Source organism: Massilia forsythiae, from assembly GCF_012849555.1.
In the GTDB taxonomy this organism is placed as follows: domain Bacteria; phylum Pseudomonadota; class Gammaproteobacteria; order Burkholderiales; family Burkholderiaceae_D; genus Telluria; species Telluria forsythiae.
On record NZ_CP051685.1, the window covers coordinates 5,561,197 to 5,581,609 of the forward strand.

Consider the following 20,413-nt stretch of genomic DNA (forward strand, 5'->3'; position numbering starts at 1 on the left):
CGCCCGGCGCGCACGGATCGCGTTCCGGATTCGGCGCGATCGCCGGAATTTTGTCACAATGCTCATCGGCGGCGCCGCAAGCGTTGCCGGCACGTTCATTCCGACCACGACTTCCAAAGGAGACGCACCATGACCTGGCAAACCCCGCAAGCGATCGATTTCCGTCTGGGCTTCGAAATCACGATGTACATTTCCAACCGTTGATCGTCGACGATTGATTGTCGACCATGCAGCGCCGGTGGGTGGCGGATCCGCTGCGCCACCCACCGCTCCGATGTCTCCCCTTCCCTGGAAAAACGCTTGAAGATCCGTATCCTCGGCTCGGCGGCCGGCGGCGGCTTCCCACAATGGAACTGCAACTGCGCCAACTGCGATGGCCTGCGCAAGGGCAGCATCGATGCCGTCGCCCGCACCCAGTCGTCGATCGCCGTGAGCGAAAACGGCAGCGACTGGCTGCTGGTCAACGCCTCGCCCGACATCCTGGCGCAGATCCGCGCCAACCCGGCCCTGCAGCCGGCGCGCGCGGTGCGCGACAGCGGCATCTGCGCGGTCTTGCTGATGGATGCGCAGATCGACCACGTCACCGGCCTGCTGATGCTGCGCGAGCGCGCTACGCCGCTACCCCTGTATGCCACCGCGCAGGTATTGGCCGACCTGTCGCAGGCGCTGCCGATCACGCGCGTACTCGGGCATTACTGCGGCATCGATGCGCGCCCGATCGCCATCGACGGCGCCGCACTGACGATCCCGCCCCTGCACGCCACCACCTTCCTGCCGGTGCCACTGCGCAGCAAGGCGCCGCCGTACTCGCCGCACCGCGACGACCCGCATCCGGGCGACAACATCGGCCTGACGATCCGCAACGGCACCAGCGGCGAAAGCCTGTTCTATGCGCCCGGCCTGGGCGAGATCACCCCCCAGGTGGAAGCGGCCATGCGCCGCGCCGACGTGCTGCTGGTGGACGGCACCTGCTGGAGCGACGACGAAATGCTGGCCATGGGCCTGTCCAGGAAGACGGCGCGCATGATGGGGCACCTGGCGCAGTCCGGCCCCGGCGGCATGATCGAGGTGCTCGACCGCATGCCGGCGCGCCGCAAGATCCTCATTCACATCAACAACAGCAACCCGATCCTGCGCGAAGACGCGCCGCAGCGCGCCGTGCTGGCCGCGCACGGCATCGAGGTGGCCGTGGACGGCATGGAGATCGACCTATGAACGACGCCACCGGGAGCGGCATCCGTGAACCATGGTCGCGCAGCGAATTCGAGGCGCAGCTGCGCGCGATGGGCAGGAACTACCACATCCACCATCCGTTCAACGTGCGCATGAACGCCGGGCTGTGCTCGCCGGCGCAGATCCGCGGCTGGATCGCCAACCGCTTCTACTACCAGTTCATCATTCCCAAGAAGGACGCGGCGATCCTGTCGAATTGCGACGACCGCGCCACGCGCCGGCTGTGGATCGCGCGCATCCTCGACCACGACGGCTACGGCGACTACCAGGGCGACGCCGAGGGCGGCATGGAAGCCTGGACCCGGCTCGGCGAGGCCGCCGGCATCCCGAGAAACGAACTGTGGTCGCTGCAGCACGTGGTGCCGGCGGTGCGCTTCGCCTGCGATGCCTACGTCGACTTCGCGCGCCGCTCGCCCTGGCAGGAAGCGGTGTGTTCGTCGCTGACGGAGATGTTCGCGCCGCAGATCCACAAGGACCGCCTGGCCGGCTGGCCCGAACACTACCCGTGGGTGCAGGCGCCGGGACTGGCCTACTTCCGCACGCGCATCCCGCTGGCCCAGCGCGACGTCGAGCATGGCCTCGCGGTCACGCTGGACTACTTCACGACCCGTGCCCAGCAGCAGCGCGCGCTTGACATCCTGAAGTTCAAGCTGGATATTCTGTGGGCCATGCTGGACGCCATCGAAAAGGCCTACCCCGAATGACGACGCCCTCCTTTCCCGCAACGCCTGCCATCAACCGCCGCTTCCGCCTGCAATGGGAGCCGGCCCAGGACAGCCACGTGCTGCTGTACCCGGAAGGGATGGTCAAGCTGAACGCCAGCGCCGGCGAAATCCTGGCCTGCTGCGACGGCGTGCGCAGCGTCGACCAGATCGTCACGGAGCTGGAGGCGAAGTTCGACGCCGGCGGCCTGCGCCCCGACATCGAGCACTTCCTGGCCTACGCCGCCGAGCAACAATGGATCGTGTGATGCAGGGCGCCGCGGCACCGTCGTCGGCACCGCCCCCGCCCCCGCCCTATTGGCTGCTGGCGGAACTCACTTACCGCTGTCCGCTGCACTGCGCGTTCTGCTACAACCCGCTGCACTACGACGCCGTGCGCAACGAACTGAGCACGGCCGAATGGGTCGACGTGCTGCGCCAGGCGCGCGCGCTCGGGGCCGTACAGCTCGGCTTTTCCGGCGGCGAACCGCTGGTGCGCGACGACCTGGAAGAACTGGTGGCGGAAGCGCGCCGCCTCGGCTTCTACAGCAACCTGATCACCTCCGGCGTCGGCCTGACGGAAACGCGCATCGCCGCGCTCAAGGAAGCCGGCCTGGATCACATCCAGTTGTCGTTCCAGGATTCGACCCGCGAACTCAACGATTTCCTGAGCAGCACGCGCACCTTCGAACTGAAACGGAAGGTGGCCAGGCTGATCAAGCAGTACGATTATCCGATGGTGATGAACTGCGTGCTGCATCGCTACAACCTGCCGCACGTCGGCAAGATCATCGACATGGCGCTGGAACTGGGCGCCGAATACCTGGAACTGGCCAACACGCAGTACTACGGCTGGGCCATGAAGAACCGCGATCAGTTGATGCCGACGCTGCAGCAGGTGCGCGACGCCGAGCGCGTGGTGGCGCAGTACCGCGAGCGCATCGGCGCGCGTTGCAAGCTGCTGTTCGTGGTGCCGGATTATTTCGAGGACCGGCCCAAGGCCTGCATGAACGGCTGGGGCCAGGTATTCCTCGGCGTGGCGCCGGACGGCGTCGCGCTGCCCTGCCACAATGCGCGCGACCTGCCCGGCCTCGACCTGCCCAACGTGCGCGACGCATCCCTGGCCGCCATCTGGCGCGACAGCCGCGCCTTCAACGCCTACCGCGGCGACGACTGGATGCAGGAGCCCTGCCGCAGCTGCGACGAAAAGGCGCGCGACCTGGGCGGCTGCCGCTGCCAGGCCTTCATGCTGGCGGGCGACGCCGCGGCGGCCGATCCGGTGTGCGCCAAGTCGCCGCACCGGCACGAGGTCGACCGGGTGATCGCCTTTGCCGCACGCGCCGGGTCGGCCGGGTCCGCCGGGTTTACCCCGCCGGCCGCCGTCGAGCAGCCGATCCTGTTCCGTACCGATGCCAACGCGCGCAGCCTCAGGCTGAAGCCGTGAGCCGCGCCGTACCGGCGCCGGCCCCGGCTTCCAGCTGAAAGGTATTCACCAGCCCTGCCAGCTGCCCGGCCTGCTCCTGCAGCGAACGCGACGCCGCCGCCGCCTGCTCCACCAGCGCCGCGTTCTGCAGCGTCATCTCGTCCAGCTGGACGATGGCGGCGTCGACGTGTTCGATGTCGCGGGTCTGGCTGCTGGTGGCGTCCGAGATGCGCGCGATGATGCCGGTCACCTGGTGCACTTCGTCGACCACCTTGCGCATGGTGTCGCCGGCGTGCGCCACCTGGCCGGTGCCGGCCGCCACCTTGCCGACCGAATCCTCGATCAGGGTGCGCACTTCCTTCGCCGCCGCCGCCGAACGCTGCGCCAGGTTGCGCACCTCGGCCGCCACGATGCCGAAGCCGCGGCCCTGCTCGCCGGCGCGCGCCGCTTCCACCGCCGCGTTCAGGGCCAGCAGGTTGGTCTGGAAGGCGATGCCGTCGATCACCGAGATGATGTCGACGATCTTCTGCGACGACTCGTTGATCAGGTTCATGGTCGCCACCACGTCGGCGACGGCACTGCCGCCTTCGCGCGAGACCGCGGCGGCGTCCTCTGCCAGGCGGCTGGCTTCGGACGCGTCGCCGGCGTTGCAGCGCACCGAGTCGATCAGGTGCTTCATGGCGCCGGCCACGCGCGCCAGCTCGGCCGCCTGCGATTCGGTGCGGCGCGACAGGTCGTTGTTGCCGGAGGCGATTTCGGCGGAGGCGCTGGCGATCGCATCGGTGCCGCCGCGCACCTTGCCGACGATGCCGCTCAGGCTGTCGCGCATGGCGCTCATCGCCGCCAGCAGGCTGGACGGTGCCGCGGCGCGGGTGTCGACCGGCTGCTGCAGGTCGCCGGCGGCGATGGCGTGCGCCACGCTGGAGGCATAGGCCGGCTCGCCGCCGAGCTGGCGCAGCAGGCTGCGCACCAGCATGGCGCCGACCACCGCCGCCAGCACCACGCTCAAGGCGCCCAGGGCAGCGATCGTATACCGCGCCGACGAAGCGCTGGCGGCGGCCGTGGCGCTGTCGCGCGCGCCGTTGGCCTGCAATTGTTCGAGCAGGACGCCAATATCGGCGACGATCTTGCGCCGCAAGGGCGAACATTCCCTGACCAGGAAAGTGCCGAACTCGGCCATCTGCCCGTTCACGCGGTATTGGCGCGGCCGCTTCAGCTCGCGGCTCATCGCGTCCAGCTCTTCGCGTACCTGCCGGTAGCGCGGCTCCGTGCCCAGCGAGGCGTCGAGCTTGAGCAGCGCCGCCTGGTACAAGGCCACGTGGCGGTCGACCGAATCGAGCTCGCGCTCGGCATCGGCGATATCGGCAAAAATATAGGCGTTGCGCGCGGAGATGCCGGTCTGGTCGAGCGCTTCGCGCACCGCATACAAGGGTTCGAGCTCGGTATTGCGGTGCGTGTCCGCCCGGTGCAAGGCCCGTTCGATGCCGCTGACCCGGGAAATCGAGAACAACGCCAGCACTAGTGTCACCGTTACAACAACTGCGAATGCGCCATACAGCCGGGTCTTGACGCTGAATGCCGCCGGTTTTTCATCCATATCACTTCTCCAAGTACGTCCTGTCGCCGGGTCGCCGACATGAATCCCGGTTTGTTCGAGGAAAAATTAGCAAATCGTTCAAGATTTTTTCGTAAAATCGCGTAAATTTGATTGATTTCCCTGTGGCATCAAATTTTACTTTGAAGATGTCGCGGCAGGTGGCATTCTGTTGTCTGACTCCAAAAGAAAAATTTGCGTTCACAAATCCGTTATACTGACGGGTAGTGAGGAAGTTTATGCAGAGCAACATAAAAGAAGACGATCCGATTTTGACCACCAGCGAAGTCGCGCGCCTGCTCGGCGTGGCGACCAGCACGGTGCAGATCTGGATGGAAAGCGGTGCGATCGAATCCTGGAAGACCCCGGGAGGACACCGCCGCACCCGCATGAGCCTGGTCCAGGGCCTGCTGCACAGCGAGGAAGCGGCGCGCAACACGCCCAATCCCGGCACCGACCCCGAATACCAGCCGGCCATCAAGCCATCGTATCCGGTCGCGTCCACCGAACGTTCGCGCCTGGCGGCGCTGGCGGCGTCGGGCCTGGTCGACAGCGAGGACGAGGCGCGCTTCGACCGCCTGGTGCGCCTGGCCTCGATGGTCACCGGATCGCCGATCGCCCTGATCTCGCTGCTGACCTCGACCCGCCAGTGGTTCAAGGCGCGCGTCGGCGTGGCGGCGCGCGAGACGCCGCGCGACTGGGCGTTCTGCTCGCACGCCATCCTCAACAACGAACTGTTCGTGGTGGAAGATGCGATGGAAGACGAGCGCTTCCGCGACAATCCGCTGGTGCAGCAGGATCCGCACATCCGCTTCTATGCCGGCGTGCCGCTGCGCGACAAGTCCGGCCAGCCGCTCGGCACCCTGTGCGTGATCGACCGCGAACCGCGCCGCCTGCGCGCCGCCGAAGTGCAGAGCCTGCTCGACCTGGCCGATATCGCTTCGTCGGAAATCCAGGGCAACGGTAACGGCAACGGCCGCAGCTCGCGTCACTGATTCACACTGCTAGCGCTGCTCGGCGGCGCGGTGGCGCAGCGCATGCGCCGCTTCGCGCAACAGCTCGTCGGCGCGCTGCGGATCGGATTCGCCCAGCGCCAGTTCCTGCAGGGCTTCCGGATAGTCCAGCTGCGCCGCGCGCTCCAGCCAGCGCCGCGCCGCCGCCGGGTCGGGCGCCGTCCCCTCGCCTGCCGCCAGCATGTGCGCCAGGATGAACATCGCCTGCGGCAAGCCGCATTCGGCCGCCTCGGCCAGCAGGCGCAGCGCCGCGGCGGCGTCGCGCACACGGCCATCGCCATTGCGCAGCGCCAGCCCCAGCCGGTAAGCCGCTTCCGGCGACCACGCCTGCGCCCCCGTCGGCGCGCACTGCACCTGCTGCGCCGCAGCCTGCACGCTCCATCCAGCCAGCACCGCCAGCAGCGCCAGCTTCCTCAACCCACGATCACTTCGACAAGTCGACCGCATACAGCGCAAAGCCCTTGCCGGCGCCGTCATCCTCGCGCAGCACCGACACGTTGGCCAGATTCGCCGCGCGCGCCAGCTCGATCTTGCCCGGCGCCGCATGGAACACCACCGGCCCCTTGGTTGCCACCGGCGCGAAACGCCAGCTGCGCTGGGCGCCGTTGGCCGCGCGCGACAGGCGCTTGGCGTCGCGGATGTAGGCGATCAGCACGTCGCGGCTGGCGTCCGGCGAGGCCAGCACGGTGCGGCTGCCGTCCAGCCCGGGGAAGTTGCCGCCGCCGCTGGCGCGGTAGTTGTTGGTGGCGACCAGGAAGGCTTGCCGCTCCGTCACCGGCGCGCCACGCAGCTGCAGCTTGACGATGCGCCTGCCGGGCGGCTGGGTGACGTCGATCTCGTAGCTCAGCTCGGGCGAGGTGACGGTGTCGAAGTTATAGCTCGGGAAAGCCGGATTGATCAGCTCCTGGGCCTCGGTCCTGTGCGGGTCGATGGTGTTGAAGCGCCCCGCCGCCTTTTCCAGCCAGGCCTTTAGTCCGGCGCCGTCGACCTTCACCGCAGTCAGCGCGTTCGGATACAGGTACAGGTCGGCCGCGTTGTTCAGCGCCAGGCTGCCGGCCGCCACGTCGGTGTAGTCGCCCACGCCGGCATTGCCGCTCTTGAACGCGGCCGCCATCGACAGCACCGGCAGCTGCGCGTACTGCGGCAGGTTGGCCTGCACGTACTTGCGCACGTAGTCGGTCTGGGCCTGGTTGACCACCTGGATCGCTGCCGGGTCGCCGACGTCGGCGAAATAGCTCGACATGCGGAAGTCGGTGCTGCCCACCGGGGTCTGGACGTAGCGGATGGTGGCCTCGTGCTCGGCGCGCACCAGTTCCATCACCGCCGGATCGGCGGCCACGAAGGACTTGTCGGCCTGCTGGGTGGCGCGCGTCTCGACCACGGTGGCGTCCTGCTCCACCCGCCAGCGCTTGCCGTCGTGGCGCAGGGCCAGGCGCACCACGCCCAGGTTCTTGCCCCACAAATTGGCCATCACGGTGGGCACGCCGAACACGGTGCCGCGCGCCTTGTCGACGTGCGGCAGGTTGAACTGCGGGACCGTGCTGGCCGGGTTCGGGAACAGCTGGTGCGAGTGGCCCAGCAACAGCGCATCGATGCCGGGCACCTGGGCCAGGTGGTAGTTGCCGTTTTCCATGCCTGGGGAATACGGACTGGCGTCCAGGCCGCCGTGCGAGATCGCCACGATCACGTCGGCGCCCTGGCGCCGCATCTCGGGCAGGTAGCGGCGCGCGGTCTCGACCACGCCTTCGGTGTAGACCTTGCCTTCCAGCCAGCGCTTGTCCCAGGCCAGGATGGTCGGCGTGGTGAAGCCGATGATCCCGACTTTCACCACTGCCTCGACCGGCTTGCCGCCAGGCCCCAACGCCTTGACGCGCTTTTCGATGATTTTATAGGGCGCGAAGATCGGCTCGCGCGTCTTGACGCTGTAGACGTTGGCCAGCACCAGCGGGAAGCCGGGGCCGCGGCAGGCGGCGCCCTTGCCTGCCGCCTGGCCGGGCAGGTCGAAGCGCCGGCCGCTGACCTGGCCCAGGAAGCCCAGGCCGTAGTTGAAGTCGTGGTTGCCGATGCCGCCGCCGTCGTAGCCGAGCTTTTGCATGACCTTGTAGATGCCGAGCTGCTCGTCGCACGCGACCGGCTTCACGACGGCCTGGTAATCGGCCAGCGCGGTGCCCTGGATGGTGTCGCCGTTGTCGAACAGCAGGGTATTCGGAAAGTCGCGGCGCGCCTGGGCGATCAGGGTCGCGGTGCGGTCCAGGCCCAGCGCCGGCTCGGGCGCCAGCTTGAAGTAGTCGTAGCCGACCACGTTGGCATGGATGTCGGTGGTTTCCAGGATCGCCAGGACGGCGCCGGTGCCGGCGGCGAGTTGCGCGCCGGACGCGGCGCCGGCGCTGGACGCCGCCAGCAGCGCGGCGGGAAGAAGCGGAAGGAGACGGCACGGCGGCAGGGTCGGCATGGCGGTTTCGAAGGCGGCAAAAGGGCCATGATACGGCAGTGCGATGTTGCGCAGCAAGAATAGCGCTGCGCGCCGCATGCCGTTATACGATATGGCCTCGCGCTCCGGTATAATCGAGGGTTCGATTCAACCACCAATAAAACGTGACCGACCATGGAAGCTGAACGCATCAACGCCCTCTCCGCCCTGCTGAACGACCTGACCAGCCGTGAAGCCGAACTTCGGAGGTATCTTTGACTTCGATCGGAAGTCGGAGAAACTAGAGCAGGTCAACCAGGAACTCGAAGACCCGGAAATCTGGAGCGACCAGAAGCGCGCCCAGGAACTCGGCAAGGAAAAGAAGGCGCTGGAAGGCGTCGTGCTGACGCTGGAAAAGGCGAAAGCCGACCTGGCCGACTCGAACGACCTGTTCGAGATGGCGCGCGAGGAAGGCGACGACGACACGCTGGAATCGGTGTCGGGCGATGCCGATGAAGTGCGCAAGGTCATCGAGGCGATGGAATTCCGCCGCATGTTCAGCAACCCGATGGACCACGCCAGCTGCTTCATCGACATCCAGGCCGGCGCCGGCGGCACCGAAGCCCAGGACTGGGCCTCGATGCTGATGCGCCAGTACCTGCGCTATTGCGAGCGCAAGGGCTTCAAGCCGGAAGTCATGGAACTGTCCGAGGGCGAGGTCGCGGGCATCAAGACCGCCACCATCAAGGTCGACGGCGAGTACGCCTACGGCCACCTGCGCACCGAGACCGGCGTGCACCGCCTGGTGCGCAAGTCGCCGTTCGACTCGGCCAACGGGCGCCACACCTCGTTCTCGTCGATCTTCGTGTACCCGGAAGTGGACGAATCGATCGAGATCGACATCAACCCGGCCGACGTGCGCATCGATACCTACCGCGCCTCCGGCGCCGGCGGCCAGCACATCAACAAGACCGACTCCGCGGTGCGCCTGACGCACGCCCCGTCGGGCATCGTGGTGCAGTGCCAGAACGACCGTTCGCAGCACCGCAACAAGGCCGAGGCCTTCGACATGCTGCGCGCCAAGCTGTTCGAGCTGGAGCTGCGCAAGCGCATGGCCGAGCAGCAGAAGCTGGAAGACTCGAAGACCGACGTCGGCTGGGGCCACCAGATCCGCTCGTACGTGCTGGACCAGTCGCGCATCAAGGACCTGCGCACCAACTTCGAGACCGGCAACACCAAGGGCGTGCTGGACGGCGACCTGGACGACTTCATCTCGGCCTCGCTGAAGCAGGGAGTGTGAGCATGACGCAGACGGTTTCCAACCCCGGCCGCCACGCCTTCATCTTCGACATGGACGGCACCATCGTCGACAACATGGCGTACCACACGACGTCCTGGCTGCAGTTCTTTTCGCGCCGCGGCTTCGACTATGAGCCCGACACCTTCTTCCGCGAGACCGCCGGCGCCCAGGGCAGCGAGATCCTGCGCCTGCGCCTCGGCGCCGACCTGCCGGACTTCGAGGTCGCCCTGCTGGCGCAGGAAAAGGATGCGCTGTACCGCGAGCTGTACGGCCCGCACCGCCGTACCATCGACGGCTTCGACGACCTGGTGGTGCAGGCGCGCGCGCACGGCGTGCCGCTGGCGGTGGCCACCTCGGCGCCGCCGGCCAACATCGTGTTCACGCTCGACGAGATGGACATCCGGCGCCACTTCGACGCCGTGGTCGGCGCCGCCGACGTCGAGCGCGGCAAGCCGCACCCGGACGTGTTCCTGAAGGCGGCCGAGACGCTGGGCGCCGATCCGGCCCACTGCATCGTGTTCGAGGACGCGCCGCTGGGCGTGGAAGCGGCGCGCCGCGCCGGCATGCGCGCGGTGGTGCTGACCACCACCCTGCCCGCCTCGGACTTCGCGCAGTTCGACAACGTGATCCGCATCGTGCGCGACTTTTCCCAGCTGACCCTGGCCGACTTGTTCGACGACGAAGCGGCGCCCGGCGAACCGGCGCCCGGCGCACCGCAGGCCGGCCGTCCGGCGGCCTGATACCGAAACGAGATTGAATCCTGACATGAGCAACGACAACCAAGAACAAACCGGCCAGGAACAAGCCGGCCAGGCCCAGACCACACTGGGCGCCGACGACAACAAGATCATCGCCGAGCGCCGCGCCAAGCTGGGCGCGATCCGCGCCAGGGGCGTGGCCTTCCCCAACGACTTCGTCCCGCAGCATAAGGCGGCCGACCTGGTCGAGCAGTACGGCGGCTGGACCCGCGAAGAACTGGAAGCCGAGCCGCAACAGGTGGTGCTGGCCGGGCGCATGATGCTGCGCCGCGAAGCCGGCAAGAAGGCGGCGTTCGCGACGCTGCAGGACGCCTCCGGCGTGCGCGCCGATGGCCGCATCCAGATCTACGTCACCCTCGACAACGCCGGCGAGGAAGCCATGGAAGCGCTGCGCAGCTACGACCTGGGAGACATCCTGGGCGTGGAAGGCACCCTGTTCAAGACCAAGGTCGAGGAACTGACCGTCAAGGTGACCAAGCTGCGCCTGATCACCAAGTCGCTGCGCCCGCTGCCGGACAAGTTCCACGGCCTGGCGGACCAGGAGACCAAGTACCGCCAGCGCTACGTCGACCTGATCATGAACGAGGAAACGCGCCGCACCTTCAAGGCGCGCACCGCCGCGATCGCGTCGATCCGCCGCTTCATGCAGGAACACCAGTTCATGGAAGTGGAAACGCCGATGCTGCACCCGATCCCGGGCGGCGCCGCGGCCAAACCCTTCGTCACCCACCACAATGCGCTGGACATGCAGATGTTCCTGCGCATCGCGCCGGAGCTGTACCTGAAGCGCCTGGTGGTCGGCGGCTTCGACCGGGTGTTCGAGATCAACCGTAACTTCCGCAACGAGGGCGTGTCGATCCGCCACAACCCGGAATTCACGATGATGGAGTTCTACGCCGCCTACACCGACTACAAGTGGCTGATGGACTTCACCGAGGCGGTGATCCGCCAGGCCGCGACCGATGCCCACGGCACCGCCGAGCTGACCTACGGCGGCCGCGCGCTGGATTTGTCGAAGCCATTCCACCGCCTGACCATCGTCCAGGCGATCAACAAGTTCGCGCCCGGCTACAGCGACGCGCAGCTGCACGACATGGACTTCCTGAAGGCGGAGCTGGCGAAATTCGGCGTCAAGCCGCACGCGGTGGCCGGCCTGGGCGCGCTGCAGCTGGCGCTGTTCGAGGAAACCGCCGAAGCGCAGCTGTGGGAGCCGACCTTCATCATCGACTACCCGGTCGAAGTGTCGCCGCTGGCGCGCGCTTCCGACACGGTCGACGGCATCACCGAGCGCTTCGAGCTGTTCATGGTCGGCCGCGAGATCGCCAACGGCTTCTCCGAGCTGAACGATCCGGAAGACCAGGCGGCGCGCTTCCTGGCGCAGGTGGAAGCCAAGGATGCCGGCGACGAGGAAGCGATGTTCTACGACGCCGACTACATCCGCGCGCTGGAATACGGCATGCCGCCGGCCGGCGGCTGCGGCATCGGCATCGACCGCCTGATGATGATCATCACCGATTCGCCGAACATCCGCGACGTGCTGCTGTTCCCGCACCTGCGCAAGGAAGATTGATCGGATCGTGGTAACGACATGAACCAAGGGGCGCCGCGGCGCCCCTTTTCGTTCCCTGCGCCGGCCTCGATTCGTCGTTCCCGCGCAGGCGGGAATCCATGCATCGCTACGCCTGGAAGCTCAGCATGGGTCCCCGCCTGCGCGGGGACGACGTCATTACGCTAGCGGTTCAGCGCACTACGCGATAGCACGGCACGTATTCCTTGCCCGGCAATTTCATGCGGCTCTGTTCCACGAACGACTGCAACAGAGCGTCCATCGGCGCCATGATCTCCGGCTCGCCGTGGATCTCGAACTTGCCGTGCTGCTCGATCGCGCGGATGCCGTCTTCCTTGACGTTGCCGGCCACCACGCCGGAAAACGCCCGCCGCAGGTTGGCCGCCAGCAGGTGCGTGGCCTGGTTCTTGTGCAAAGACAGGTTGCGCATGTTCTCGTGGGTCGGGCGGAACGGGCGCTGGAATTCCGGATCGATCTTCAGGCCCCAGTTGAAGTAATAGGCGTCGCTCCTCGACTTGCGGAATTCGCGCACCTGGCGGATACCGGTGTGCATCTCGCGCGCTACCGCTTCCGGATCGTCGACGATGATCTTGTAGCGGGCGCGCGCCGCCTCGCCCAGCGTCAGGCCGATGAACTGGTCGATCTGCTCGAAGTAGGCGCGCGCGCTGGCCGGACCGGTGAAGATCAGCGGGAACGGTTGCTCGGCATTGTCCGGATGCAGCAGGATGCCGAGGATGTACAGGATTTCCTCGGCGGTGCCGGCGCCGCCCGGGAACACCACGATGCCGTGGCCGGTGCGCACGAAGGCCTCCAGGCGCTTTTCGATGTCCGGCATGATCACCAGGTCGTTGACGATCGGGTTCGGCGACTCGGCGGCGATGATGCCCGGCTCGGAAATGCCCAGGTAGCGGCCGCCGTCGCGGCGCTGCTTGGCGTGGCCGATGGTAGCGCCCTTCATCGGCCCCTTCATCGCGCCCGGCCCGCAACCGGTGCAGATGTCCAGTTCGCGCAGGCCGAGCTGGTAGCCGACTTCCTTCGAGTAGTTGTACTCGACGCGGTTGATCGAGTGGCCGCCCCAGCACACCACCAGGTTCGGATTGCGCTGCGGCTGGATCACGTTGGCGTTGCGCAAGATGTGGAAAACGGCATCGGTGATGCCTTCCGGACGCTGCAGGTCGAAGCGCGGGTTGTCCGTGACTTCGAAGCTGACGAAGACGATGTCGCGCAGCACCGAGAACAGGTGTTCGTGGATCCCCTTGATCATCTTGCCGTCGACGAAGGCGATGCCGGGCGCGCCGCGGATGTCCAGCTTGATGCCGCGCTCGCGCTGGATGATGTTGATGTCGAAGTCCTTGTAGCGCTCCAGCAATTCCTTGCCATCGTCGATCGAACTGCCGCTGTTGAGCACCGCCAGCGCGCATTTGCGGAAGATCTGGTACAGGCCGCCCTGGCGCGTATCGAGCAGCTTCGCCACCTCGGCCTTGGACAAGACTTCGAGGCGCCCTTCCGGCGAGATCAGGGCATCGACTAACTCGTGGTTCATGTTCGCATTCCTTTTTCTGCAGTCAATCAATGTGGTGTTTCCACCAATATACGACAAGTCAAGCGGGTTTGCGGCGCCAATTGGGCGCGTGCTGCCGGCGTCAATATTCTCAATGGAAAAAATTGCCAGATTCAGTGAGATTTCCACTAAAATGCGACGCAATCGGCCGTCCGCCCACGAAGCGGAAACCAGGCCGACGAGACATCCTAAAAAACGATTTTCAGGAGGAACCGCATGAGCGGTGCAGCTACTACGACCGCCGCAGCCAAGGCGGTCCCGGAATTCAGGCAGATCATGGGGCACCCGGCGCCGCTGTGGATGCTGTTCATGACCGAGTTCTGGGAACGGTTCGCCTTCTACGGCATCCGCTGGGCCCTGGTGCTCTACATCGTCGCCCAGTTCTACGGCGGCAGCGGCGAAGGCCAGGCCGTCGCCAACCTCACCTACGGTTCCTACCTGGCGCTGGTGTATGCCGGCGCCGTCTTCGGCGGCTACATCGCCGACCGCGTGATCGGCTACCAGCGCTCGATCCTGGTCGGCGCCGTGTTCATGGCGCTCGGCCTGTTCGCCATCACCATTCCCGACCCGAATATCTTCAAGCTGGGCCTGGCCACCATCATCGTCGGCAACGGCATGTTCAAGCCGAACATCTCGACCATGGTCGGCCAGCTGTACAGCATCGCCGACCCGCGCCGCGATTCCGGCTTCACCATCTTCTATATGGGTATCAACACCGGCGCCTTCATCGCGCCGATCCTGACCCAGGTGCTGGCCCAGAACGTGTTCGGCAGCGGCGGCATGCCGGCGTATAAAGTCGTGTTCTTCGCCGCCGGCATCGGCATGCTGCTGTCGCTGGTGTGGTTCTATATCGGCCGCCGCCAGCTGCAGGGCATCGGCGCCCCGGCCGGCGCCGCCGCCAGCCCGGCGCGCGTCGCCTACGTCGTGATCGGCGCGCTGGTCGTGATCCCGGGCGTGTACTTCCTGCTGCAGTTGGGCGCCGAACGCCTGCAGGGCATCCTGTCGGTGCTGTTCGTGCTGCTGGCGGTGATGCTGCTGGTCGAAGGCATCCGCGAAGGCAAGGTCTCGCGCGACAAGACCATCGCCATGCTGATCATCTTCTTCTTCAACGTGATGTTCTGGTGCTTCTTCGAGCAGGCCGGCAGCTCGTTCACCTTCCTGGCCGAGAACATCGTGCGCCGCGACTTCGGCGGCTGGACCTTCCCGACGGCCTGGTTCCAGTCGGTGAACTCGATCGCCATCATCACCTGCGCGCCGCTGGTCGCCGCCACCTGGGTCGCGCTGGGCCGCAAGAACCCGTCGATCCCGCGCAAGTTCGGCCTGGGCCTGCTGTTCAACGGCCTCGCCTTCCTGCTGCTGATGTACGCGTTGACCCACCTGATCGGCGCCGACAACAAGATCCCGTTCTGGACCCTGTTCATGGTCTACGTGATCCAGTCGGTGGGCGAGCTGTGCCTGTCGCCGATCGGCCTGTCGATGGTCACCAAGCTGGCGCCGACGCGCCTGGTCGGCCTGGGCATGGGCGGCTGGTTCCTGTCGACCGGCATCGGCAACAATTTGTCGGGCATCTTCGCCAGCTTCGTCTCGGGCGAAAAAGGCATGTCGCCGGAATCGGCGCTGGAGGGTTACACCTTCGGTTTCTGGGCGCTGATCGGTTCGGGCGTACTGTTGTTCCTGGTCGCACCGTTGATCCAGCGGCTGATGCATGGCGTGAAGTAAGCGTCGACACTGCCATGAAAACGGCGGCCTGCGGGCCGCCGTTGTTCTTGGCGCTATCCAGACGGTGCGGTTTTTCATGCAACAATGTTCTTGAACGAACCGACGCCGGCGTCGGCTTGCCCCAAGCTTGCCGCTATGCCGACCCGATTCCAGTTCTTCTTCAACCGCCTGCGCGAGCGCCTCTGGGTCAAGCCATTGATCGCCTGCGTTCTTGCGGTCGCGGGGGTGCTGCTGGCGCACCTCGCCGATAGTCTGCCCGGCGACTGGAAGGTGCCCGAGATTGCCCAAGGTTCCGTCGTCGACCTGCTGAAGATCATCGCCGGCAGCATGCTAGGCGTCGCCACCTTCGCCGTGGCCTCGATGGTGGCGGCCTATGCCTCCACCGGCCAGTCGGCGACCGCGCGCGCGTTTCCGCTGGTCGTCGCCGACGACGTGTCACAGAACGCACTGTCGATCTTCGTCGGCGCCTTCATCGTCGCGATCGTCGGATTGAGCGCCACTACCAACGATTATTTCGGCAAGAAGGGCCGCTTCACCCTGTTCGTGCTGACCCTGGTGACGCTGGCCACCGTGGTGCTGGTGTTCGTGCGCTGGGTCGATAGCATCGCGCGCCTGGGCCGGCTGGGCGCGGTGATCGCCAAGGTAGAACAGGCCACGGCCACCGCCATGCAGCGGCGCAAGCTGCATCCCTGCCTGGGCGGCATGGCTGCCGACGGCCCGGCGCCGGGCTCCGCCTTCCACGGCGACGCCATCGGCTACCTGCAGCGCGTGGACATGTCCGCGCTGCAGCGCCTGGCCGAGAAGCACCGGGTGCGCATCAGCCTTGCCGTCCTGCCCGGCACCATGATCGTCCCCTCGCGGCCGCTCGGCCATGTGCATCCGCTGGACGCCGGCCATGTGCCGATCGACGCAGCCTTGTTGCGGGAGGCGTTCACCATTGGTCCGCATCGCCATTTCGACGAAGACCCGCGCTTCGGCCTGGTGGTGCTCGCCGAGATCGCCTCGCGCGCCCTGTCACCCGGCATCAACGACGCCGGTACGGCGATCGGCGTCCTGGGTTCACTGCACCGGCTGTTCGCCGTATGGACCGACCCGGTCCAGCCGGAAGAGCCGGAGTACGATCTGGTCGCGATGCCTGCGCTGCCGCTCGAAGAGATGTTCGAGGATGCCTTCCCCGCCATCGCGCGCGACGGTGGCGGCCAGATCGAGGTGGCGATGCGCATCCAGAAGGTGCTGGGGGAAATCGGCCGGTGCGGGCGCGCCGGGGCGCGCAGCGGCGCCCGTCGCCATGCCGCGCACGCGCTGGCGCGCGCCGAGCTCGCGCTGGACTTTCCGGCCGATGTCCGCTTGCTACAGCGGCGCCATGCCGACTACTGGGATGACGCGCCTGCCGCGGCGGACCCGGGCTGCTCGCACGAAAAAGAGTAATTCGCTCGAAAGGTTTGCCATGTCGGAACTCGTTCCTATCCTGATCGTCATCACCGCCGTGATCGCCTGGTTCAATGCGCGCTTCCTCAAGCTGCCTTCGACCATCGGCGTGATGACCGCCGCCCTGGTCCTGTCGGCCGCCATGCTGGCGCTCGACCACGCCGGCTACGGACGGCTGCGCGAACTCGCCACCGAATTGTTCGGCACCATCGATTTTTCCGAGGTGCTGATGCAGGGGATGCTGAGCATGCTCCTGTTCGCCGGGGCGTTGCAGGTGGACCTGCACAGCCTGGCGCGCTACCGCTGGCAGGTGGGCCTGCTGGCGGTATTCGGCACCGTCGTGGCGGCCTTGCTGATCGGACTCGGGCTATACCACCTACTGCCGCTGGTCGGCCTGGCGCTGCCACTGCCTTTCTGCATGGTGTTCGGTGCCCTGATCGCGCCGACCGATCCGATCTCCGTCACCGGCCTGCTGCACAAGATGAAGGCGCCGCCCAACCTGTCGACGGTGATCGCGGGAGAATCCCTGTTCAACGACGGCGTCGGTATCGTCGTGTTCACCGTGATGGCCGCCGTCGCCACGCAGCACCAGGTGCCGGACGCCGGCCACACTGCCCTGTTGCTGGTGCGCGAAGGAGTGGGCGGCCTGGCCTACGGCCTGGTGCTGGGGTGGATCACCTACCAAATGCTAAAGAGCATCGACAGCTACCAGGAAGAAGTGCTGCTGACGCTGGCCCTCGTCGTCGGCGGCTACGGCCTGGCCCACGTGCTCGGCGTTTCCGGCCCGCTGGCGATGGTAGCTGCGGGCATCCTGATCGGCAACCTTGGCCGCCGCAAGGCGATGTCGGACACGACGCGCCAGCACGTCGACCAGTTCTGGGAACTGCTCGATTCGATGCTCAACGCGGTGCTGTTCGTGCTGATCGGCTTCGAAGCCCTGGTGCTGCCGTTTTCCGGCACGCTGCTGGCGGCGGGCGCGGTGGCGGTCGCCGTGACCTTGGCGGCACGCCTGCTGAGCGCCGGCTTGCCGGTGGCGCTGCTGGGACGGCATTCGGGCCTGCCGCAAGGCGCCTGGCAAGTGCTGACCTGGGGCGGTCTGCGCGGCGGCATCTCGGTGGCGCTGGCACTCTCGCTGCCGGCCAGCGCGCAACGGGATGCCCTGGTGACCATCACCTACCTGGTCGTGGTGTTCTCGGTCCTAGTCCAGGGCCTCAGCGTGGAAAGACTGGTGCGCAAGGTGGTCAATCCGGGAGCGTGAACGGCGGCGTGCCGCGCACCGGGCCACCCATCAAACGCTTCAGGCGCTCGCCGCCGTCCCGTCCGCGCGCTCGCCATCGCCGCTAGCGTCCCCGGAGGCGCCGTCGTACAACTGGGGGCGGCGCGTACGCGCCGGCGCCGGCACCTCGCTTTTGCCCGCCGGCCATCCTTCGCGCTGGCGGCGCCGGTCGCCGTCGGTTTCCTCGGTCTGGTCGTGCAACAGCACTTGCCGGGTCGGATACGGCAAGTCGATGCCGTTCTCAGCGAGCGCGGCCTTGACGCGCTCCAGCACCTGGTCCTGTACCGCCAGCGCGTCGGCACGTCGTGGCGGCCGGATCCACCAGCGCATGCGCAGCGTGACGCCGGCGTCCGCATAGTTCAGCAGCAGGACGTCCGGCGCCGGGTCCTGCTCGACTTCGGACACGTCCGCCATCGCCTCGCGCATCAGGCGCTTGGCCGCCCCGATGTCGTCGCCGTTGCCGATCACCACATCGTATTGCAGGCGCCGTGTCGGGTAGGCGGTGTTGACGATGAAGGTGCCCTTGTACAGGTCGGCATTGGGGATGATCACCAGGCGGCCGTCATAGGTGCGCATCTTGGTCGCGCGCGTCTCGATCTGCTCGATCGTGCCCTCGAAGTTGCCGAACACGATCTGGTCGCCGATGCGGAAGGGTTCGCCCACCAGGATCAGGATACCCGCCAGGAAATTTTCGAAGATATCCTTGAACGCGAAGCCGATGGCGATGCCGGTAATGCCCAGTGCGCTGATCAAATTGCCGGGGGTGAATGAGGGAAAGGCGATGGTCATCGCCAGCAGCAAGCCCATCAGGTACAAGCCCCATTGCGCCATGCGCCCGAGCACCAGCACCAGGTTCTGGTGGTACTTGCGGGCGCTGAGGCGCTCGACCAGGCTGCGTGTCCAGCGCGCGATCAGCACGAACAGCAGCATGACGACGACGGCGATCACGACGTTGGGCAACAGGCGCATGGCGCTGATGCCGATGGCGTGCATGCGCTGGTATGCGATCGCGATTTCCTCTGACATGGGCCGGGATTTCCTTGTTCTGGTTGATCGATGCGCCATCATGGCGCCGGCACGGCCTACATCACCCGCACCCAGTTGCCCTTGTACAGGATCGGCCCAGTCGGCCCCTTCGGATCGCGCGAGCCGCCCTTCGGCTCGAGCGACACCGCCAGCATCGCCACGTCCGGCTGCAGCGAACTGCCGGTCAGCGCCAGCGTGCTCTCGCGGCCGGCCAGCAGGCCGAGCGAACGCGGCGCGCCGCTCGTCGGCACTGCCCACAGCTGCAGCGTCCTGTCGTCGGCCACGGCGACACCGCCCACCAGGCGCACGGTCAAGGTCTTGCGGCGCTCGTCGCCGGTCAGCAGCAGCGCCGGCTGCGCCTTGTCGTCCGCCAGCGTGGCGATGTAGTCGTAGCGCGGCGCCGCCTCCTTGTAGGTGCCCAGCGCGACGGCCAGCACCAGCGCCGCCGCCACCGCCGCGCTACTGAGGCCGCGCCAGAACGCCAGCGATTCGTTGCGCCAGAATTGCCAGGCGGCGTGGCCGCGCTGCAGGTCCAGGCGCCGCGCGATCGTGTCCCACACCAGCTTGCGCGGCTGCACGGCGGGCGCGAATCCGGCCATCGGCATGAGCCGGTCCTGCCACTCGTCCGCCATGCGGCGCAGCGCGGCGTCGCCGTGCAGGTGGGCTTCGAAGCGGCGGCGGGCGCCGCCCTTCAGGGTGCCGAGCACGTACTGCGCCGCCAGCTTGTCGCCCAGGTCGGGCTTGTCACGCAAATTCATGGTCGATCGCCTCTTGCCAGGCAGGTTTTCAGCCGTTCCAGGCTACGGCGGATCCAGGTCTTGACGGTGCCGAGCGGCAGCGCCATGTGCTGCGCCACTTCCTGGTGCGACAGGTCGTGGAAAAACGCCAGGCCCACCGCCTGGCGATGCAGGCCTTCCAGCGCCGACATGCAGACCGCCAGCGCCTTGGCCTCGCGGCCGATTTCCAGCGCTTCGATGGGCGTCGCATTCGGGTCCTGCAGCGCGCTCGCCACGTCCTTGTCGAACGGCTCGGCGCCCAGGTCGACCTGGACGCCGGCGTCATGCAGCAGGTCGAAGCACTTGTTGCGCACGATCGTCGTCATCCACGTCATCGGCGCCGCCAGCTGGCTCTGGTAGGTGTGGGCCTTGTTCCAGATCGCCACGAAACTGTCCTGCAGCGCCTCCTCGGCCAGTTCGCGCTTGGCCAGGATGCGCAGCGCGAAGCCGTACAGCCTGGCCGACGTCGCTTCGTACAGGCGGCGGAAGGCGACGGCGTCGTGCTGCGCCGTGCCTTGCAGCCAGGCACGCAACTGCGCGGGATCGGAAGTGCGGGAATCGGACACTACGGGCCTTGTCAGGAATGCCACATGGCAGTTGGATGACAACATACCATGCTGATGACCTG

19 protein-coding genes are annotated in these 20,413 nt (G+C 66.8%); 12 read left to right on the forward strand and 7 right to left on the reverse strand.

What is annotated here, in order from left to right; all coding sequences use genetic code 11:
• The first annotated feature begins 129 nt into the window (after positions 1–129).
• The 5 genes from pqqA to pqqE all read left to right on the forward strand — a co-directional run bounded on the left by pqqA (position 130) and on the right by pqqE (position 3,378).
• Positions 130–204 (forward strand): pyrroloquinoline quinone precursor peptide PqqA, encoded by a 75-nt coding sequence (gene pqqA, locus HH212_RS27865; RefSeq protein WP_170205640.1) that lies wholly within the window; start codon positions 130–132, stop codon positions 202–204.
• Between the two features lie 96 nt (positions 205–300).
• On the forward strand, positions 301–1,215 hold the full coding sequence (gene pqqB / locus HH212_RS23305) for a pyrroloquinoline quinone biosynthesis protein PqqB (RefSeq protein ID WP_170204665.1): 915 nt from the start codon (positions 301–303) through the stop codon (positions 1,213–1,215).
• Complete coding sequence (gene pqqC / locus HH212_RS23310; RefSeq protein WP_170204666.1) at positions 1,212–1,937, forward strand: pyrroloquinoline-quinone synthase PqqC; 726 nt, start codon at positions 1,212–1,214, stop codon at positions 1,935–1,937. The genes pqqB and pqqC overlap by 4 nt, the downstream gene beginning before the upstream one ends.
• Positions 1,934–2,203: a pyrroloquinoline quinone biosynthesis peptide chaperone PqqD gene (gene pqqD / locus HH212_RS23315; RefSeq protein ID WP_170204667.1), complete on the forward strand. Its 270-nt coding sequence runs from the start codon at positions 1,934–1,936 to the stop codon at positions 2,201–2,203. The genes pqqC and pqqD overlap by 4 nt, the downstream gene beginning before the upstream one ends.
• Positions 2,191–3,378, forward strand: coding sequence for a pyrroloquinoline quinone biosynthesis protein PqqE (pqqE, locus tag HH212_RS23320; protein ID WP_170204668.1), 1,188 nt, complete (start codon positions 2,191–2,193; stop codon positions 3,376–3,378). Before pqqD ends, pqqE begins: the two co-directional genes overlap by 13 nt.
• Here the strand turns inward: pqqE and HH212_RS23325 are convergent.
• On the reverse strand, positions 3,362–4,954 hold the full coding sequence (locus tag HH212_RS23325) for a methyl-accepting chemotaxis protein (RefSeq protein ID WP_170204669.1): 1,593 nt from the start codon (positions 4,952–4,954) through the stop codon (positions 3,362–3,364). The two genes, pqqE and HH212_RS23325, sit on opposite strands and share 17 nt — an antisense overlap.
• A gap of 269 nt (positions 4,955–5,223) precedes the next feature.
• On the opposite strand from HH212_RS23325, the gene HH212_RS23330 reads away from it, so the two are divergent.
• Positions 5,224–5,946 (forward strand): GAF domain-containing protein, encoded by a 723-nt coding sequence (locus HH212_RS23330; RefSeq protein WP_229217428.1) that lies wholly within the window; start codon positions 5,224–5,226, stop codon positions 5,944–5,946.
• Positions 5,947–5,955: 9 nt separating this feature from the next.
• On the opposite strand, the gene HH212_RS23335 is transcribed toward HH212_RS23330, so the two are convergent.
• Both HH212_RS23335 and HH212_RS23340 read right to left on the reverse strand, forming a co-directional pair.
• Positions 5,956–6,381 (reverse strand): SEL1-like repeat protein, encoded by a 426-nt coding sequence (locus HH212_RS23335; protein WP_170204671.1) that lies wholly within the window; start codon positions 6,379–6,381, stop codon positions 5,956–5,958.
• Positions 6,382–6,388: 7 nt separating this feature from the next.
• Positions 6,389–8,416: a bifunctional 2',3'-cyclic-nucleotide 2'-phosphodiesterase/3'-nucleotidase gene (locus HH212_RS23340; RefSeq protein ID WP_170204672.1), complete on the reverse strand. Its 2,028-nt coding sequence runs from the start codon at positions 8,414–8,416 to the stop codon at positions 6,389–6,391.
• Between the two features lie 153 nt (positions 8,417–8,569).
• On the opposite strand from HH212_RS23340, the gene prfB reads away from it, so the two are divergent.
• From prfB to lysS, 3 genes are all read left to right on the forward strand, one after another.
• Positions 8,570–9,674, forward strand: a protein-coding gene (prfB, locus tag HH212_RS23345) for a peptide chain release factor 2 (protein WP_170204673.1) whose coding sequence is annotated in 2 segments (ribosomal slippage) — positions 8,570–8,650 and positions 8,652–9,674 — 1,104 coding nt in all. Because the reading frame shifts where the segments join, the coding sequence is not laid out codon by codon here.
• A 2-nt stretch (positions 9,675–9,676) separates the two neighbouring features.
• Positions 9,677–10,414 (forward strand): HAD family hydrolase, encoded by a 738-nt coding sequence (locus HH212_RS23350; protein WP_170204674.1) that lies wholly within the window; start codon positions 9,677–9,679, stop codon positions 10,412–10,414.
• A 25-nt stretch (positions 10,415–10,439) separates the two neighbouring features.
• Entirely contained in the window at positions 10,440–12,002 is a 1,563-nt protein-coding gene (gene lysS, locus HH212_RS23355) for a lysine--tRNA ligase (RefSeq protein ID WP_170204675.1), read from the forward strand.
• A gap of 169 nt (positions 12,003–12,171) precedes the next feature.
• Here lysS and ppnN read toward each other — a convergent pair whose 3' ends face one another.
• Positions 12,172–13,542 carry a nucleotide 5'-monophosphate nucleosidase PpnN gene (gene ppnN / locus HH212_RS23360; protein ID WP_170204676.1) on the reverse strand — a complete coding sequence of 457 codons (1,371 nt, stop codon included), beginning with the start codon at positions 13,540–13,542 and terminating at the stop codon, positions 12,172–12,174.
• A 234-nt stretch (positions 13,543–13,776) separates the two neighbouring features.
• On the opposite strand from ppnN, the gene HH212_RS23365 reads away from it, so the two are divergent.
• The 3 genes from HH212_RS23365 (at position 13,777) to HH212_RS23375 (ending at position 17,965) form a co-directional block, all read left to right on the forward strand.
• On the forward strand, positions 13,777–15,279 hold the full coding sequence (locus HH212_RS23365) for a peptide MFS transporter (RefSeq protein WP_170204677.1): 1,503 nt from the start codon (positions 13,777–13,779) through the stop codon (positions 15,277–15,279).
• Positions 15,280–15,414: 135 nt separating this feature from the next.
• Positions 15,415–16,707 (forward strand): DUF2254 domain-containing protein, encoded by a 1,293-nt coding sequence (locus HH212_RS23370; RefSeq protein WP_170204678.1) that lies wholly within the window; start codon positions 15,415–15,417, stop codon positions 16,705–16,707.
• 19 nt (positions 16,708–16,726) lie between these two features.
• A complete protein-coding gene (locus HH212_RS23375; RefSeq protein WP_170204679.1) occupies positions 16,727–17,965 on the forward strand; it encodes a cation:proton antiporter in 1,239 nt (412 codons plus the stop codon).
• Positions 17,966–18,004: 39 nt separating this feature from the next.
• Here the strand turns inward: HH212_RS23375 and HH212_RS23380 are convergent, their stop codons facing one another.
• The 3 genes from HH212_RS23380 to HH212_RS23390 are packed head-to-tail and all read right to left on the reverse strand — an operon-like array spanning position 18,005 to position 20,351.
• Complete coding sequence (locus HH212_RS23380; protein ID WP_170204680.1) at positions 18,005–19,009, reverse strand: mechanosensitive ion channel family protein; 1,005 nt, start codon at positions 19,007–19,009, stop codon at positions 18,005–18,007.
• Between the two features lie 56 nt (positions 19,010–19,065).
• Positions 19,066–19,767: an anti-sigma factor gene (locus tag HH212_RS23385; RefSeq protein WP_170204681.1), complete on the reverse strand. Its 702-nt coding sequence runs from the start codon at positions 19,765–19,767 to the stop codon at positions 19,066–19,068.
• The gene (locus HH212_RS23390) at positions 19,764–20,351 is read right to left on the reverse strand and encodes a sigma-70 family RNA polymerase sigma factor (RefSeq protein ID WP_170204682.1); all 588 of its coding nucleotides are present in this window, start codon (positions 20,349–20,351) and stop codon (positions 19,764–19,766) included. The genes HH212_RS23385 and HH212_RS23390 overlap by 4 nt, the downstream gene beginning before the upstream one ends.
• Positions 20,352–20,413: the final 62 nt, after the last annotated feature.